This is a genomic window from Paenibacillus sp. J31P13 (assembly GCF_056269295.1).
This window is the reverse complement of sequence record NZ_JBWDNR010000007.1, coordinates 26,767-42,518: the sequence shown is the minus strand read 5'-3', so window position 1 is coordinate 42,518 and position 15,752 is coordinate 26,767. Positions and strand designations below refer to the sequence as shown.

The 15,752-nt window shown below is 42.8% G+C and carries 15 protein-coding genes; 9 read left to right on the top strand and 6 right to left on the bottom strand.

Annotated elements, in window-relative coordinates; all coding sequences use genetic code 11:
* Positions 1 to 22 precede the first annotated feature (22 nt).
* The 6 genes from AC0YOD_RS21280 (at position 23) to AC0YOD_RS21255 (ending at position 5,833) form a co-directional block, all read left to right on the top strand.
* The gene (locus AC0YOD_RS21280; protein WP_475801346.1) at positions 23 to 1,675 is read left to right on the top strand and encodes an extracellular solute-binding protein; all 1,653 of its coding nucleotides are present in this window, start codon (positions 23 to 25) and stop codon (positions 1,673 to 1,675) included.
* Positions 1,676 to 1,971: 296 nt separating this feature from the next.
* The gene (locus AC0YOD_RS21275; RefSeq protein WP_475801345.1) at positions 1,972 to 2,553 is read left to right on the top strand and encodes a TVP38/TMEM64 family protein; all 582 of its coding nucleotides are present in this window, start codon (positions 1,972 to 1,974) and stop codon (positions 2,551 to 2,553) included.
* A gap of 193 nt (positions 2,554 to 2,746) precedes the next feature.
* Positions 2,747 to 3,820 carry a LacI family DNA-binding transcriptional regulator gene (locus AC0YOD_RS21270; protein ID WP_475801344.1) on the top strand — a complete coding sequence of 358 codons (1,074 nt, stop codon included), beginning with the start codon at positions 2,747 to 2,749 and terminating at the stop codon, positions 3,818 to 3,820.
* 152 nt (positions 3,821 to 3,972) lie between these two features.
* Entirely contained in the window at positions 3,973 to 4,452 is a 480-nt protein-coding gene (locus AC0YOD_RS21265; protein ID WP_475801343.1) for a disulfide oxidoreductase, read from the top strand.
* 97 nt (positions 4,453 to 4,549) lie between these two features.
* Entirely contained in the window at positions 4,550 to 5,023 is a 474-nt protein-coding gene (locus tag AC0YOD_RS21260) for an MEKHLA domain-containing protein (RefSeq protein ID WP_475801342.1), read from the top strand.
* Positions 5,024 to 5,149: 126 nt separating this feature from the next.
* Positions 5,150 to 5,833 (top strand): DNA alkylation repair protein, encoded by a 684-nt coding sequence (locus tag AC0YOD_RS21255; RefSeq protein ID WP_475801341.1) that lies wholly within the window; start codon positions 5,150 to 5,152, stop codon positions 5,831 to 5,833.
* A gap of 14 nt (positions 5,834 to 5,847) precedes the next feature.
* Here AC0YOD_RS21255 and AC0YOD_RS21250 read toward each other — a convergent pair whose 3' ends face one another.
* The 4 genes from AC0YOD_RS21250 to AC0YOD_RS21235 form a co-directional block, all read right to left on the bottom strand.
* A complete protein-coding gene (locus tag AC0YOD_RS21250) occupies positions 5,848 to 6,993 on the bottom strand; it encodes a DHHW family protein (RefSeq protein ID WP_475801340.1) in 1,146 nt (381 codons plus the stop codon).
* Between the two features lie 21 nt (positions 6,994 to 7,014).
* The gene (locus AC0YOD_RS21245) at positions 7,015 to 8,397 is read right to left on the bottom strand and encodes an MBOAT family O-acyltransferase (protein ID WP_475801339.1); all 1,383 of its coding nucleotides are present in this window, start codon (positions 8,395 to 8,397) and stop codon (positions 7,015 to 7,017) included.
* 2 nt (positions 8,398 to 8,399) lie between these two features.
* The gene (locus AC0YOD_RS21240; protein WP_475801338.1) at positions 8,400 to 8,924 is read right to left on the bottom strand and encodes a DUF4358 domain-containing protein; all 525 of its coding nucleotides are present in this window, start codon (positions 8,922 to 8,924) and stop codon (positions 8,400 to 8,402) included.
* A 170-nt stretch (positions 8,925 to 9,094) separates the two neighbouring features.
* Positions 9,095 to 10,339, bottom strand: coding sequence for a hypothetical protein (locus AC0YOD_RS21235; protein ID WP_475801337.1), 1,245 nt, complete (start codon positions 10,337 to 10,339; stop codon positions 9,095 to 9,097).
* A gap of 211 nt (positions 10,340 to 10,550) precedes the next feature.
* On the opposite strand from AC0YOD_RS21235, the gene AC0YOD_RS21230 reads away from it, so the two are divergent.
* On the top strand, positions 10,551 to 11,219 hold the full coding sequence (locus tag AC0YOD_RS21230; RefSeq protein ID WP_475801336.1) for a pentapeptide repeat-containing protein: 669 nt from the start codon (positions 10,551 to 10,553) through the stop codon (positions 11,217 to 11,219).
* Between the two features lie 140 nt (positions 11,220 to 11,359).
* On the opposite strand, the gene AC0YOD_RS21225 is transcribed toward AC0YOD_RS21230, so the two are convergent.
* The gene (locus tag AC0YOD_RS21225) at positions 11,360 to 12,199 is read right to left on the bottom strand and encodes a DegV family protein (RefSeq protein ID WP_475801335.1); all 840 of its coding nucleotides are present in this window, start codon (positions 12,197 to 12,199) and stop codon (positions 11,360 to 11,362) included.
* A gap of 321 nt (positions 12,200 to 12,520) precedes the next feature.
* On the opposite strand from AC0YOD_RS21225, the gene thrC reads away from it, so the two are divergent.
* Positions 12,521 to 13,918 carry a threonine synthase gene (gene thrC, locus AC0YOD_RS21220; protein ID WP_475801334.1) on the top strand — a complete coding sequence of 466 codons (1,398 nt, stop codon included), beginning with the start codon at positions 12,521 to 12,523 and terminating at the stop codon, positions 13,916 to 13,918.
* An 84-nt stretch (positions 13,919 to 14,002) separates the two neighbouring features.
* On the opposite strand, the gene AC0YOD_RS21215 is transcribed toward thrC, so the two are convergent.
* Complete coding sequence (locus AC0YOD_RS21215) at positions 14,003 to 14,776, bottom strand: hypothetical protein (protein ID WP_475801522.1); 774 nt, start codon at positions 14,774 to 14,776, stop codon at positions 14,003 to 14,005.
* Positions 14,777 to 14,977: 201 nt separating this feature from the next.
* Between AC0YOD_RS21215 and map the strand changes: the two genes are divergently transcribed.
* On the top strand, positions 14,978 to 15,724 hold the full coding sequence (gene map, locus AC0YOD_RS21210) for a type I methionyl aminopeptidase (protein ID WP_475801333.1): 747 nt from the start codon (positions 14,978 to 14,980) through the stop codon (positions 15,722 to 15,724).
* Positions 15,725 to 15,752 lie beyond the last annotated feature (28 nt).

Below are 15,752 nucleotides of genomic sequence, written 5' to 3'. Positions count from 1 at the left end.
GAAAATGGAGAGGGGTATGAATATGAAAGGAAGAAAGCTGCTAACGGCGCTTATGACCGTTGGACTTGCAGGAACGGTATTGCTCGCTGGCTGTTCCGGCAACAATGGAGCAAACTCTGGCAACGCAGGAAAACCAAGCAATACGGGTTCCAATAAAGAAGATACGAGTGCTGGCTTTGTTTTAGGGGAAGAACCGGTATCATTCTCTTATTACGTACACTATGACTGGTGGACAACTGAACCATGGGGAGTAAGCCCGAACAGCAAATGGGTACAGGATAACCTGAAGGTAACAGTGCAGCCGATTCAATCTGGCGGTGCAGCAGCGCAGAAATTGAGTACAATGATCGCTTCCAAGGAGCTTCCTGACGCTATTATGATGGATAAAGGGGCTGAAGTTGAACGTTTAAGAGCAGCTGGTGCACTGGTTCCGCTTGATGATTACATCGACAAGTATCCGAACCTGAAAAAATGGGCTGGAGAAGAAACATTGAACATGCTTCGTTCCAGCGACGGAAAAATCTATCAGTTCCCGAACTGGTATACGGCTGCTCCAACAGGTAACGGCGGATGGTTTGTTAATAAGAAAATGTACAAGGAGCTAGGTTCACCAAAGCTTGAAACGACTGATGACTTGTACGCTTATCTGCAAGCTGTTAAAGCGAAATATCCTGACGTTGTACCATTAGAAGTGGGCGGAAGCGGTTCAGGTGTAGAAGTCATGTTCCCTAGCTTCCAGGAGGGGGCTGCGAGCGCATTCCATTCTATGAAGGCGTATCCGAATGGGGATAAGTTTGACACGATCTATAACAATGAATCTTGGAAAGAAACGATGCTGTTCGCAAGCAAACTCTTTAGAGAAGGTCTCATGTCGCAGGATGCGATGACGCAAAAGGATGATCAAGTTAAAGAAAAACTTGCTTCCGGTAAAGTAGCCGTGTTCGTAGGCGGCAATGCAACAAACATGGGTCGTGAAGGTCATAATGCTTTAAAAGCACAAGATCCAGATGCTGGTTATGAATTTATTTGGCCAATCGTTAAGACTGGCTTGGATAAAAATAAAATATATCCAAATGGCTATAACGCACTAGGTTGGAACGTAAATGTCATTACAACTCATGCAAAAAATCCAGAAGCGATCTTTGCTTATCTGGATTGGATGACTGGTGAAGAGGGCACGCGTGTGATGTTCTTTGGACCAAAAGGATTATATTGGGATGACATTGATGCTGACGGAGCTCCGGTTCCGAATGACAAATGGTTCAGCACAACGCAAGAACAGAAGGACAAGGACAAATTGGAAGCCTATGTATGGGCAGGAAATGCGACTTTTGTTGATACAAGCAAACAAAAGATTGAACAATCCTTGCCTGAAGATCAACGAAACTGGGGGGCTTTAGCTCAACTGAATATCGCTTGGAAAACATCGATGAACATGACGCAATACAATAACATCGATCCAGCTCCAGAGTCGGATGAGGGTATCATTAATCAGCAGGTTAACGAGAGCGCAGCTGAATACTTTGGTAAAATTTTATTCGCGAAATCCGATACTGAGGTGCTTAGCCTAATTGAGGAAGCGAAGAAGACAACAAACGGTCTTGGTTTTGAGAAGGTTAATAAATTCCGTACAGAAAGATGGCAAGAAAATTTAGCTTTGATTAACGGAAAATAAGAATTTGTCTATTTGTAAGATTGTAATTGGAGGATCTAAGCTAGTTTGTAAAGAAAGGGCTGCGCCTATGGTGGATGTTTTCACCAAATCGCAGTCCTTTTTTTGTTCAGCAGAGTTCCATTCCTTATTTAAGCATTGACTGTTACTCATGTATTCTATATATTACTTTAGTAGTAAACCAATTTTAAATCCATGAACGCAGGTGAACAGACATCAACAACAGAAGGAAAAAACTTAGAATCATACCCTTTGCTGCTCTGGCTATCATACTGTTTATTTTGTATGCAACAGGCGGCATGAAATTTTTACTGCATATGGATCAGGACAGTATCCGATCATTAGCGCATAATAATATTGCTTTGATATTGCTCATCATGCTAGTGATCATGATTCTCCAAAATTTATTTACATTTATCCCGCTAATTCTTGTCATCTCCGTTAACATGTCGTTATTCGGCTTTGTAAAAGGATATTTATTTAGCTGGATCTGTAGTGTCATTGGAAGTACACTTATTTTTTTGGCAACTCGCTATTGGTTTCAAAGCCTGCTTACAAAGAATTTGGATCGAAAATATTTGAAGAAGGTAGAAAAGAACGGTTTTTCATTTGTTTTGATGGGGAGAATTTTTCCTTTTGTACCCACTAATTTAATTAACTTATCCGCAGGCATCAGCACTATCAAGACTAAGCATTTTATCATGGCTACAGCTCTAGGCAACATGATCTATTCTTTGGTCCTCTCGGCAGTCGCTCACGGCGTCATTTCTGCTGCAAATGAAAACTTATTCTTTACTATTATTGCCGCAGTAGTTGTACTTGTCATTGTTGTTGGATATAAAGTAAGGAAGAAGCGAAAGCAAAAAGACGTAGAAGGATGACAATCTCGCAGATTTGGATTACGCTACTGAAGTAAGAACCGGAAGCAGCTAAGCAAGGAAAACACCATTTTTGTTTTCTTTGCTTAGCTGTTTTTTTGTGAGATGGGCTTGCCACTCCTTTGTTTAAATTTGTTGAAGAAACCTTTATGATGTAGATATAGAATGGTTTGTTGAAAGGACGGCAGTGCCAAGGATGAAAAAAATCACATTGCAACTTATCGCAGACGAGCTCGGCGTATCCAAGGCGCTGGTATCGAAAGCTTTATCCAATAATTCAGCCGTAAATGAAATGACGAAGGAAACAATTTGGAAAACAGCAGAGAAAATGGGCTACAGAATGAAATTCTCTCGTCATACAACCCCAGCCTCGCGTACGGGAAATCTGGCTGTGCTTATGCCAAGAGCCTATTTGGATGATATGGAATATTGGGGGAAGGTCATCCATGGCATGGAGAAGGAGCTTGCTGCCCACAGCTTTAGTATGATATTGTCCAGCATCGATACATCGCTTCCTCCCAGGGAGGGTCTGCTTTCCAGCATCAATGAGAAAGGTGTGGACGGAGCAGTCGTAATGGGACATTTGCCGGACAGTTACATGGAAGCGCTAAGGGAGAGCGGTACGCCTCTTATTATGGTGAATGCCAATCTGCTCGATTCATCGATTGATCATGTTTTGGCAAATGATTTTCTCGGCGCCTATCATGCGACAAGCTATCTTCTAGAATGCGGACATCGCAGACTTGGATTCGTAGGTGATACGGAAATGACATGGAGCTTCCGAGAAAGAGGACGCGGCTATGAAGAAGCTATTCGCGACTTTAATCGCAAGGACAATGGGGATGCTGCTGCGGTAATGATCGACGGAATTGGTATGAACGAAACGGGCATCTATATGGCGCCAGAATTTGGGAAAGGTCTGGGGCGACAGATGAAGTCGGAGCAGCCTTTGACCGGATTATTTTGCGCAAATGATCTCATAGCGGTTGAGTCTTTAAAGCTATTGAATGAATGGAAAATAAGCTGCCCAGGTCAAGTCTCTGTCATTGGTTTTGATGATTTATCATTGGCAGAAATTATGACGCCAAAGCTAACGACGGTGCGTGTGCCTAAGGCGGATATCGGTGCTCGAGCAGCACAAATGATAATGCGGCGTATCGAAGACGGAAATATAACGCCTGAGCATGTGCTACTCTCGACACGTCTCATAAAGCGCGCATCAGTAGCAAATAATGTTATTGAGCAGAAGCTGCGAAATACGGAACCATGACAGCCATTTTGTCATGGTTTTTTTGTTGGAAATAAATAATTCTTCATATAGTCACATACTATAGCTCTTTCGTGTCATGACGCAGCCCTCGTGTTCGGGTGAAAATGATAGGTGGCTTAAAAATCGAAAAAAAAAAGGAGAAGGTTGCGAAAATGAATGAGAAGAATCATGAGGAAATAAATACGGAAATGGAAATGGATATAGAAATGGAGAAATTAGATAAAAAACGATCATTTTGGCTGTTTCTTGCCTGGGCAGCAGCAGTTCTTGCGACAGCTGGAAGCTTATATTTAAGTGAGTTTTTGCATTTTGCCCCTTGCAGCCTTTGCTGGTTTCAGCGCATATTCATGTACCCCTTGGGTATCATATTAGGAATTGCATATACGAAAAGCGATATAGCGATTGTATCGTATGCCTTGCCTCTTGTTGTTATTGGCGGGGGATTCTCGGTTTATCATACAGTACTGCAAAAGCTTCCTCATGACTCTCCGCTTGCCGCATGCGGACCCGTTTCTTGTCAGGGAGACTATTTGAACTGGTTTGGATTCATTACCATTCCCATGCTTGCGCTTGTCGCGTTTTTAATTATATTAACGGCGCTGCTTCAATTGCGTAAGCTAGAAAAACATTAATTTTATATAGCCCACTCCTGATCTGGAAGTAGACAATTGCATAACTCCGTGATATATAAAGGAAAACAAACAAAGCGGGGGAGGCAGGGAGATTTACATGGAAATGCAATTGCCTATAACGGGAATCGGAGCTACCGAGGAGCATGCGAAAAGGCTTTTAGACAGCTACCGAAGATGGACGGGGTTAGAGCTTATACAGCTAGGTCCATCCAAAACTGCTCAGGAACAGCTTTTTCAAGCACCTATTGTTATTTTGTCACATGGAACTGAAGAGGATCCCGTACTGAATTTTGGAAACCGCAAAGGGCTCGAACTTTGGGAAATGGATTGGCAAACCTTCATCCGGACACCTTCGAGGCTGACAGCAGAGCCGATGGAGCGGCAGGAGCGGGATCGTTTTTTTGAAGCGGTGACTGCCAACGGTTTCGTTGATGATTATACAGGTATACGCATTTCAAGCACCGGACGTCGATTTTTTATTATGAATGCGACAGTCTGGAATATCATAGATGAGAATGATCAATATAGGGGTCAAGCTGCTGCATTCAAGGAATTCCGTTATTTGAATTAGACGTAAAGAGGATAAGCATACATTATTCATTTCGTTATCTTGCTATTATATTCGATTAATCGTACAAACAGCCTCTGGTCAGCTATAGTACATATATAAAACGGATGCATGACAAGGAGCAGCGCTGTGGAAAAATCAATAAAAGAACAGCTATTTGAACTAGTTGATGAGAAGTATCAGAAATTTTCAAGTTCCTTGATTCCCAACGTCAAAAACATTTTGGGCATACGCCTGCCTGAGCTGCGCAAGCTTGCGAAAAAGATCGCGAAGGAGGATTGGCGCTCCTATCTTGCAAATGCTGAAGGGAATTATTTTGAGGAAATGATGCTGCAAGGGATGGTAATCGGTTACGTCAAAACCGATACGGAAGAGATCCTGCGCTATGTTGCGGACTTTGTTCCAAAAATCGATAATTGGTCCGTATGTGACAGCTTTTGTTTAGGATTAAAGTTCACTGCACGAAATAAAGAAAGCGTATGGGCTTTTTTGCAGCCGTATCTCCTATCGGAAAAAGAGTATGAAATACGCTTCGCAGTTGTCATGCTGCTGAATTTTTATATAGAGGAAGAATACATTGTAAGAGTGCTGAACCATCTGGATTCCATCACAAGCAAGGATTACTATGTCAAAATGGCAGTCGCATGGGCTCTATCTATTTGTTATGTGAAGCTGCCTGAGCCAACGATGAAATACTTAATGAGCAACACACTGGATGATATGACCTATAATAAAGCGCTGCAAAAAATAACGGAGTCCTTGCGCGTGGATATGGAAACAAAAACATTGATTCGCGGCATGAAACGAAGATAAGGGATTACCGAGCATCATCCCAATTTCAATAAATTCTGCTCGGTAATATAGGTTGCGGTATTGAATAGAAGAAGGACATCCTTGATGCCTTGTTCCTCCATATAAGCGTTAATACTTCCGTTGTAATAACGAATGTCTATGACATGAATGTCCTGCACATGCTGGGTTAGGAAAGGCAGTACGCTATGTGCATAAGAATCCTTGATTACAAGCAGCTTCTCCAGATCCATTTTTTCAGGAGGAAGCGACGTATGAAGCGTCATTAACGCATGAACGCCACCTTGGAAGTAAGAATATTTATCCTTCTTCGCAAGGAAGCTGCTGTCATACATACTATCCAATGTCTCGTTGGTATCCGCAACATATACCTCTGTAGCGGTATCGTTGTTTGGGATATAAGCTTGGATGGAGTCAGGCGTTAAGCCGCTGAACTGACCGCGTGTATGGTAGCTGCCAAGGAAAGAGTCCGTTATCGTTTCGATATGGAATTCCTTCTCGGAAAGCGGTGTCCAGCCCATTTGCTTGGCATAAGCCGTATAGGCAAGGTATGCGCCATAGGTCGTCCAATGATGATCCGTCTTATAGAAGACAGGACGTGAATCAGAGGAAGCGGCGGGCAGAAAATCAAACCCGTTCATAAACGTTAAGCTGTCTCCAACCTGCTCTCCGATGGATTGATTCACTTCTGCTTGCGGATATGCTTCAGCCAGCCATGGCAATTTTTCTGAATATAAGCCAATGGAGGTTGGTGCAAGCATGAAGGTCATTTTGACATCTGGATGCTTCTCCGCATATGCGCGGACAGCATCTGTATATTTCTGAATGTCTTCAGCATTTGGTTTATCGAACTTTTCAAACAAATAGCCATCCTTGCCCTTATAGATTCCGTTGTTTTCTTGCTGTAAACGGAGCTGTTCCAGCATCGACTTGCTCCATACCCACTGATCCCGAAATGGAAAATGATCGGTAACATAGGTTTCCGTTTCATCGGTAAACTTCTTTGACCATATATTTTCCCAAGACAGCTTCGGCATCTTTTGCAAATAGCGATTTTCGAGATCGGAGAAGGATTTGATCGGAAGCGTAAAAAACAGCAAGGACATGAGAAACAGAATGACTACGAAGCCCCATACGAATGCAAGGTCCGTTTTTCTGCTCATAGCTGCGGGCCTCCTCTACTATTAAAAACGGAAATACAGGAATGGATTAAACGCAGCATCAACCAAGTAAGCAACTGACATGAGAAATAATACGGCATGCCAGCTAAGATTCAATATTGGATGAAAGCTTCGTTTGAATGTAAGCTTCGGCATTGAAGCCATGACTAATAAAACAAATAAAATAGCGTTTGTGTACAGCAAATATAAGCTTTCATTATCCCAAAGGGGACCACCGTTTGCGCCAAACATCGCACTAAAATAAGCGGACATATTCGGCAACTCTTCGAACGCGAAGAATACCCAGCCAATCAGGATAAGGAAGAGGGCATAGCTGTGTCGCAGCCAAATGGGCAGCTTTTGCAGCCATCTGAGCCCGACCCATTTTTCAAAAATAAGGACGACCCCGAAATATAATCCCCACAGCAAGAAGTTCCAGCTTGCACCATGCCATATCCCTGTGAGAAGCCATACGATCAGTATGTTCCGCAGCTGCTTCCATATGCCTTTGCGATTGCCTCCAAGCGGTATATACACGTAATCGCGAAACCATGTGCTCAGTGAAATATGCCATCGTCGCCAGAAATCAGTAATGCTTTGCGCGGTGTATGGCCTATTGAAGTTCTCATTAAACCGGAAACCCAACATAAGTCCGAGCCCAATTGCCATGTCAGAGTATCCGCTGAAATCAAAGTAAATTTGGAATGCAAAGGCAATAATGCCTATCCATGCGGTTAATGCAGGAAGTGTATCCGAGCTTGAGCTGGATATGGTATTCCAAAGCAAACCGATATTGTTGGCAAGCAGCACTTTTTTGGCCAAGCCGATAATAAAACGTCTAACGCCTTCAGCAAATAGCGTTACATCAATCGTACGATGACGCAGCTGTTCCGCGATCGTGGAGTACTGGACGATAGGTCCAGCGACCAGTTGAGGAAATAAAGCAACGAATGTACCGAAATCGATCCAGTTGCGCTGTGCTTTTGCCGTTCCTCTGTAGATGTCTATAATGTAGGACATCGATTGGAACGTATAAAATGATATACCGATCGGCAAAGCCAGCTCGGTTAACGGAATTTGAGTACCTAATAAAGAGTTAACATTATTGATTAGGAAATCGGCGTATTTAAAATATCCGAGTAAGCTTAAATTGACGATGATAGAGGCGACAACAATCCATTTCCGCTGGATGTTGCTCAGCTTTGGACGGCTAAGAAGCAGTCCAAAGCTGTAATCCGTAACTGTGGAGAGCAACATGATTACAATGTATACAGGCTCTCCCCAAGCGTAGAAGATAAGGCTTGTGACGAATAAAACAAAGTTTTTAAGTCGCCAAGGAGAGAGGAAATAGACAAGTAATACAGCAGGCAGAAATAGAAATAGAAAGAGTAGGCTGCTGAATACCAATGTTATTTTTTCGCGAAGAACGTATCAAATTCAGTTAGAAATTTATCAGCCACATCAGAGATGACAAAAAATACATAGTTGCCTTTTACTACGAGCTTGTAGTTCTTTGCATTCTCATATTGATCAGGAAGATACGTCTCGAATTGCTTCTGTACGTCAGCGGCACGTTTCTTAACGCCCTCTTCAACTGCAGCAACATCAGCTGCATTCTTCACTTTGAGAACGGCGATTTCATTAGTTTTAACGTTCATTAGTGGACTCATAATGGTATATTCTTCAAGTAGAGAAGCGTCAAAGTAATACATTTGTTTTACCATATCGTCTTTCATTTCCATAAGTGCAGGCTGTTCAATCTTAGCAAGCATAGCATCAACCATTTGTTTGGTCGTTTGTGTCGTCGTGTACTGCTCTTCTGCAGTACCGTTGCCGTTCGTATTGCCATTCGTATTCTTATTGGTGTCGGAGCATGCTGTAAGCAGCAACCCTAGTACAATAACAAGCATAAAAGACATGTAACTTTTTTTCATTCTGTTCAATCTCCTTGGTGTGTTTTTTTGTTTTACATGTATTCAAACGAGTAGCTTTCTTGTAAGGTTGCATCAAACTCTATTATGGGAATATATACAAATATGATGCATCGGAATTATTATTTCGTATTGTTATTAGCGCAATAATAATTCCGAACGTTACAAGTTGATCACATAGGTTTGATATTCATATAAATACGATCCTCGGAGGTTGCCGTTACTAGCTCACATTTGCCAGCTGCCTCCAGCCTGTCCAAATAGGCAGCAACGCCTAGATAGATAGCAGGCTTGCTTGTCGACATCCGATCGTCACGAACCAGCTTCTGCTCGATAAGAAATTCAGATAGGGAACGCGTACTTATTCTACCGAAAGGCAGTGCATCATCCACAACTTTCTGAGCTGCTGGGGGCAGGTAGAAGGGGTTTTTGCTAGACGGAATCTGGTGAGCATGAGACGCCGTCTCTGCGAAAGGTGATTTTGACTTGGCACTATCGGTAATTTGGGATGAAGTATCCTTATTGCTCTCCTCAATAGAGAAACTCCCCTGACTATTTTCGGGCTCATCAAAAACAAATTCACCTTGGCCAGATGAGAGATCGTCAAATAAGAAAGCAGCCTGTCCCTTAGAAGAGTCTTCGAAAACAACGGAAGCTCCATCTAGGTTTGTTTCTCCAAAGTCGAAAGAGCCTTGACCTTGACTAACTTCAGTTTCACCCTCCTGGGCCAGGTCTTGGTCTGTATCAGCATTATCAGCGATTGACTCATTCATTGCTGTCGAGGATGTTGTAGGAGTGTTGTAGCGCATTGCATTTACAATCCGCTTTTGTCTGCTGGCTTGATCGATCTCGCGCATTCTATTGCGAAGACGAGCAACCTGTCTGTCGAGCAGAGGGAGCTTAACTGAGAGCTGTGCCTCAATATCCTGCGGAATGTCGAGCTCGGCGGGAAGCGGCAGGAACATATGCTGGCTTAGCTGCCAGTTGTCCCGAAACTTGCAAAGCACCTCATTCATTTCAGCATCAAGTACATCAAAGCCCTTTAAAATAGCGGTAATTGCTTTGGCATCTATACCAGTATGCAGCTGTAAATGCTCGATACCAAAATAACGCATCGTATTCGTTGGCAAATGCAGCACTTGATGCTGATAGCGCAGCGATCGCCCGCATTCGCATTTCGTTAAGGGAGACACCTCTCCACTATCGGTAAAGCCCACATAATCCCATTCCTCTATTAAAGCTTGAACATCCTCGAATTCAGCATCCTCCGGGATGAATTGGCATTTTTTACGTGCAAGCTGACGCGCGAAAAGCGTTCTTCTTCCTCTAACCAGCTCATGATGAACAAAATGACGCTGCTCTTCAGACAGCTGCTCCATAATAGAATCGCGCTGCTCCATTGTTAATTCGTACTTCATCTTGTACCTCCAGCTTCCATTTTCCATATTCCTAGGTTGTACGTTTACTCACATTATAAATGTGTGTGATGGATAAGTCATTAGTACCCCTTATGGAGCGGGTGTTAAGCATGCTAATAAGTTTATCGTCCAGCGTTGTATGACAATCGTTTATAATAGGTGGAGATAAAGAAAGTCATTAGCAGCTTTTGCTTAAGGAGGCAATTATAATATGTCGGGCAAGAAAGAAAAAATTGAAGCGCCAAAAATACCAGAGGGTTTAGAATTATTAGACGTACCGGATTACGAGTGGGCGGATGAATATGAAATAAGCGATAGCATGATCAAAGATTGCAATATCAATAATCAGTCTGCCTATAAGCCTTGTTTCGATCGTGTCGTGTTTAATAATGTTGTGTTTCGCGGAACGATTTTGCGGCAGGCTGAGTTTACCGATGTATCCTTTGAAAATTGTGATTTGTCGAATATTGACCTGAGCGAGGCGATTTTTCACCGTGTGAGTTTTCAAAACTGTAAGCTATTAGGGATGGATCTTACAGGTTCAACGTTACGGAATGTAGTCTTTCAGCAGTCCTATGCCGATTATGCTGTTTTGCGCTTCATGAATGCAAAGGATGTTAAATTTGAAAAATGTTCAATGGCTAAGGCAGATATGTCCAATTTGACCATCTCTAAATTCTATTTGAAGGAATCGAATATTGATCAAGTTCAGCTTTCTCAGACGAAGCTGGGCGGTATCGATATTAGTACCTGTGAGTTTAATGGTTTAGGCGTGACCATTGAGGATTTAAGACGCTGCATCATATCCCCTGCACAAGCAGTTACGCTCGCGACTACCTTTGGATTGATTGTTAATGATGGTTCATTGAACGAGGAGTAACCGAATACTTGGGGCATGGGGCATGGGGCATGGTTGGAGGCTGGGGCTTTCTTCTTACTCAGGAGTCTAGAATTACGAAATGGCCCTCAATTTCAAAGAAAGAAAGCGCCAGCCATTTCATGATCCCAAGTGGATAATCTTTATTTGGTGTAATACATAAAGCCAATTGCTCCCGGCCCTGTATGTGTCGTAATGACAGGAGTAGCGGGTTGTATACGTACGGGTACAGAAACAATGCGGCCAATTTCTTCACGAAGCTTTTCAGCTAATGAAAGGTTATCCGCATGAGAAATGCCAATTTCAGCAACTTCTTTTCCTTTAATATCCTCAATGAACCGTTCCATTAATCGTTGGACGATTTGAGTCGTTGTTCGAACCTTGGCAAAGGGTGTATAAACTCCTTGTTCCAGCATAGCAATCGGCTTGATGCTAAGGACTGTGCTAATCCAGCCTTTTGCTTTGCCGATACGTCCTCCCTTGACCAGATTATCAAGTGTTAATACGACTACAAATAAAGTGGTATTAGTCAGAATTTCTTTTAGACGCTGAGTAATCGATTCGAGTGAGGATTTCTCTTCGGCCATCTTTGCTGCTTCAATGACTTGAAATCCAAGTGCTTGCGAAATCATCTGGGAATCGACGACAACGACATTGCTTGATGACATCTCCGCTGCCGCACAAGCTGTTGCATAGGTGCCGCTCATTCCGCCTGTCATATGAATGGAGAGAATCAAATCGCCGTTGCTTCCAAGACGATCATAGGTTTCTACAAATATACCTACAGATGGCTGAGATGTTTTCGGGAGCTCCGGAGCGGTTTTCATTTTCTGAATAAACTCAATAGGAGAAATGTTGACATTATCTTCATAGGTTTCCCCGTCTACATAAACGGATAAAGGAATGACTTCCACCTTATGTTGTTCCAGCAGTTCTCTAGGCAGGTCTGTTGTGGAATCTGTAACGATCCTTATTCCAGGCATGGGCTAGCCTCCTTAGTTGTTAGAGCGATCATCATATTCGTTTATGGTATGGTAAAATATCTTGGAGCATAATCTAGCATCTGTTGTAACCGTTATCTACCTATTAGAATAGTTAATGTCGGAGGGCATGTCAAAAAAGTCTTTACCCCTTTCATTCAACGAGTTCATGCATATTCCTATAAGTGGATGCTGCTAACGTTTGTTCGACCTTAAAAAATGATATAATTGTTCAAAAAGATTCGATTAATATGGAAAACGATGATATGATTTAGACAAAGAAAAACGACGATTAATTGCACGCTTATAGGAGGCTAGTTACAGATGGAGTACATCAGTACAAGAGGTAATGTTGGGAAAATAGGTTTTATCGATGCCTTTATGATGGGTCTAGGAAATGACGGAGGTTTGCTGGTTCCAAAAGATATTCCGGTTTTTTCAGCTGAGACATTGAAGGAATGGCAGGAGCTCAGCTATCAGGAGCTGGTGCTTCGTATTTTTTCTTATTTTACAAACGGTGAAATTCCAGAGCAGGATCTAAAAGAAATGGTGTACGCGAGCTACTCCACTTTCCGTGATCCAGAAGTGACGCCGGTTCGCAAATTGAAGGATGACCTTTATTTGCTTGAGCTGTTCCATGGGCCGACCTTCGCTTTTAAAGATATTGCATTGCAGTTTATGGGTCAGCTCTATACGTATGTAGCTGCCAAACAGAATAAGAAAATTCACATTCTTGGCGCGACTTCAGGTGATACTGGAGCATCCGCAATTGAAGGCGTGAAGGGCAAAGACGGCATCAAAATTTGTATTTTGCATCCGCATGGCAAAGTGAGCAAGGTGCAAGAGCTGCAAATGACGACTGTACAAGATGATAATGTATTAAACCTGTCGGTTGACGGCAACTTTGATGATTGCCAACGTATGATTAAGGATCTGTTCGCAGACCTTGACTTCAAGGCGACGAACCAGCTTGCTGCTATTAATTCCATCAACTTTGTACGAATTTTGGCGCAAACGGTTTATTACTTCTATGCTTACTTCCAAGTTGCGAAGGAAACGGATGCCAAAGAAGTAAACTTTAGCGTTCCAACAGGCAACTTTGGCGATATTTTCGCAGGTTATTTGGCTAAGCGGATGGGACTTCCAGTAGGCAAGCTCATTCTGGCTACCAATGAAAATAATATTTTAGAGCGATTTATTCTTGAGGGTGTATACAAGCCAGGCGATTTCCGCAGCACATACAGCCCATCAATGGATATTCAAGTCGCGAGCAACTTCGAGCGCTATTTGTATTATGTGTTGGGCGAGGATTCCGAACAAATCCGTAAGCTGATGGATGGATTCAAGGCAGATGGACAAATTGTTATCTCTGGCGAAGCACTAATCAAGGTGCAAGCAGAGTTCGGTGCGCATGGCGTACAAGGGCAAGAATGTCTAGAAACAATTAAGAAATATGAGTCGGATAATGGCTATTTGCTGGATCCGCATTCCGCTTGCGGCGTAGCAGCAGCGGATAAATACAGCAGCGAGCAAGGCATTACGATATCACTTGCCACTGCTCATCCTGCAAAGTTTAATGAAGCGATTGTGCTTTGCGGCTTAGAGCAGCAATTTCCTGAGCAAATCTCGGCTTTATTCGAGAAACCACAGCGTCAGACACGTGTAGACGGTTCGCTAGAAGCGATTGTGCGTGAGCTTGAAGCATTCTATAACGCTCGTTAATCGTAGCGCTTAGCAAATGTGCATGGAGAGTCATAAAAGAAGGAGGAGAGTATGCGACATGCATACTCTCCTCCTTCTTTTTCCTTAAGCTTCTTGTTTTTGTATTTTCGCAGGATTATTGATTTTGTAAGGAACGGGATGCTTCGTTAGCTTCTTAGCGACAACCTTACATTCAAAGGTGAGAACATCGCCAACTTCCAGCTCGAATTTTTTAAGCGTATTGCTATGGCTTGACCAGGCTGTTTCAAGCGCGGTTTCAGGCTCCAAAATAGAAACTGCTTCGTAGATAACGACTTCATCCTCGGTATCGGAGAAGTTGTTAGGCACTGTCGTGAACTCTTTTACTGTAGCTGTCACTTTAACCTTCTCTTCAGGCAATTGAAGCTTTGGCGCTTTTTCTTTCTTGGCTTTGCTCTTTGGCTTTGCTTCTGCTGGGGGGGCATCCGACTCAAGATTCTCTGTTGATGCCACTGCTATTTTTGCTTCCTCAACAGAAACAGCCATAGCTTCACTAGCAGCCTCATCCAGCTGTATTTCAAGCTCCGCACCTTCAGTCTGAGCAGCTTCTTCACTAACTAAGCTAACCTTTTGACCGTAATTCGCCGCCTGCATCTCCTTCAAGTAAGAGGGATGGATGCAGTGCTGCTGTTCATTTTCAAATTGAATGACCGCAGTCATTCTATCGGCATAACCTATAATACTGCAGGATAGATTCATTCCGTTTCCTTTATAGAAAAAAGCTTTCGTCTTTGCGGCTTTGCCAGACAGCAAGCCCCACTCTTTGCATTGTTCCATTTGTTCCGCTTCATCTTCAAAGGCGATAAACGTCTCTGGTTTGATAACGAATGTATGTAGCATATCTTCTCCGCCTTCCGTTTTAAAATCGAGTATTACAGCAACGACAAAGGAAGTCAAGCAGTAAGCTTGAAAAAGAGTCATCCTTGATAACTTTCTGGAAGCATAGTGAATAATAAAGGATGGAGAGGTATAATTGTAATTAAAGTTATCGATGGAAAGCATATATGCAACAAGTACAATGATCAAAGCAAGGAGACTGATATGATAATTATCAAGACTAAAGAAGAGATACTGAAAATGAAAGCTGCTGGTGAAATTTTAGCAGCCTGTCACCGAGAGCTAAAAAAAATCATTACGTCTGGTATAACCACAATGGAAATCAATCAGTTTGCTGAGACTTTCATGAAAAATCACGGCGCTACACCTGAACAAAAGGGTTACCACGGCTATCCTTACGCTACTTGTACCTCCGTCAATGATGTCATTTGTCATGGTTTTCCGAACAATACAGTGTTGGCGGATGGAGATATAATAACGGTTGATATGGTTGTTAATTATAATGGCTGGCTGGCTGACTCTGCTTGGTCATACGGTGTAGGCAATGTGTCTGAAACGTCACAGAAGCTGCTCGATACGACGAAGGAAGCCCTTTATAAAGGGATTGAAAAAGCTGTAGTCGGCAATAAGATCGGAGATATTGCCAATGCTATTCAGGTCTATTCAGAGGCTCAGGGCTTCTCTGTAGTAAGAGATTTTATTGGCCATGGCATTGGTCAAAAAATGCATGAGGAGCCTCAGGTTCCCCATTACGGGCCGGCAAATCGCGGTACACGCCTTAAGCCAGGTATGGTGATTACGATTGAGCCCATGTTGAATACGGGTACGTATCATGCCAAAATAGATTCAGATGGATGGACCGCAAGAACAGTTGACGGCGGTCTTTCGGCTCAATATGAGCACACGCTTGCGATAACAGAGGATGGTCCTCTTATTTTGACGGAGCAATAGAACATTCATGTGAATACGATGACACCCT

What these genes read in the sequence shown, in the direction of transcription:
- AC0YOD_RS21280 (WP_475801346.1), top strand. Translation starts at nt 23, where the DNA reads ATGAAAGGAAGAAAGCTGCTAACGGCGCTTATGACCGTTGGACTTGCA.
- AC0YOD_RS21275 (WP_475801345.1), top strand. Translation starts at nt 1,972, where the DNA reads ATGAAATTTTTACTGCATATGGATCAGGACAGTATCCGATCATTAGCG.
- AC0YOD_RS21270 (WP_475801344.1), top strand. Translation starts at nt 2,747, where the DNA reads ATGAAAAAAATCACATTGCAACTTATCGCAGACGAGCTCGGCGTATCC.
- AC0YOD_RS21265 (WP_475801343.1), top strand. Translation starts at nt 3,973, where the DNA reads ATGAATGAGAAGAATCATGAGGAAATAAATACGGAAATGGAAATGGAT.
- AC0YOD_RS21260 (WP_475801342.1), top strand. Translation starts at nt 4,550, where the DNA reads ATGGAAATGCAATTGCCTATAACGGGAATCGGAGCTACCGAGGAGCAT.
- AC0YOD_RS21250 (WP_475801340.1), bottom strand. Translation starts at nt 6,993, where the DNA reads ATGAGCAGAAAAACGGACCTTGCATTCGTATGGGGCTTCGTAGTCATT.
- AC0YOD_RS21240 (WP_475801338.1), bottom strand. Translation starts at nt 8,924, where the DNA reads ATGAAAAAAAGTTACATGTCTTTTATGCTTGTTATTGTACTAGGGTTG.
- AC0YOD_RS21235 (WP_475801337.1), bottom strand. Translation starts at nt 10,339, where the DNA reads ATGAAGTACGAATTAACAATGGAGCAGCGCGATTCTATTATGGAGCAG.
- AC0YOD_RS21230 (WP_475801336.1), top strand. Translation starts at nt 10,551, where the DNA reads ATGTCGGGCAAGAAAGAAAAAATTGAAGCGCCAAAAATACCAGAGGGT.
- AC0YOD_RS21225 (WP_475801335.1), bottom strand. Translation starts at nt 12,199, where the DNA reads ATGCCTGGAATAAGGATCGTTACAGATTCCACAACAGACCTGCCTAGA.
- thrC (WP_475801334.1), top strand. Translation starts at nt 12,521, where the DNA reads ATGGAGTACATCAGTACAAGAGGTAATGTTGGGAAAATAGGTTTTATC.
- AC0YOD_RS21215 (WP_475801522.1), bottom strand. Translation starts at nt 14,776, where the DNA reads ATGCTACATACATTCGTTATCAAACCAGAGACGTTTATCGCCTTTGAA.
- map (WP_475801333.1), top strand. Translation starts at nt 14,978, where the DNA reads ATGATAATTATCAAGACTAAAGAAGAGATACTGAAAATGAAAGCTGCT.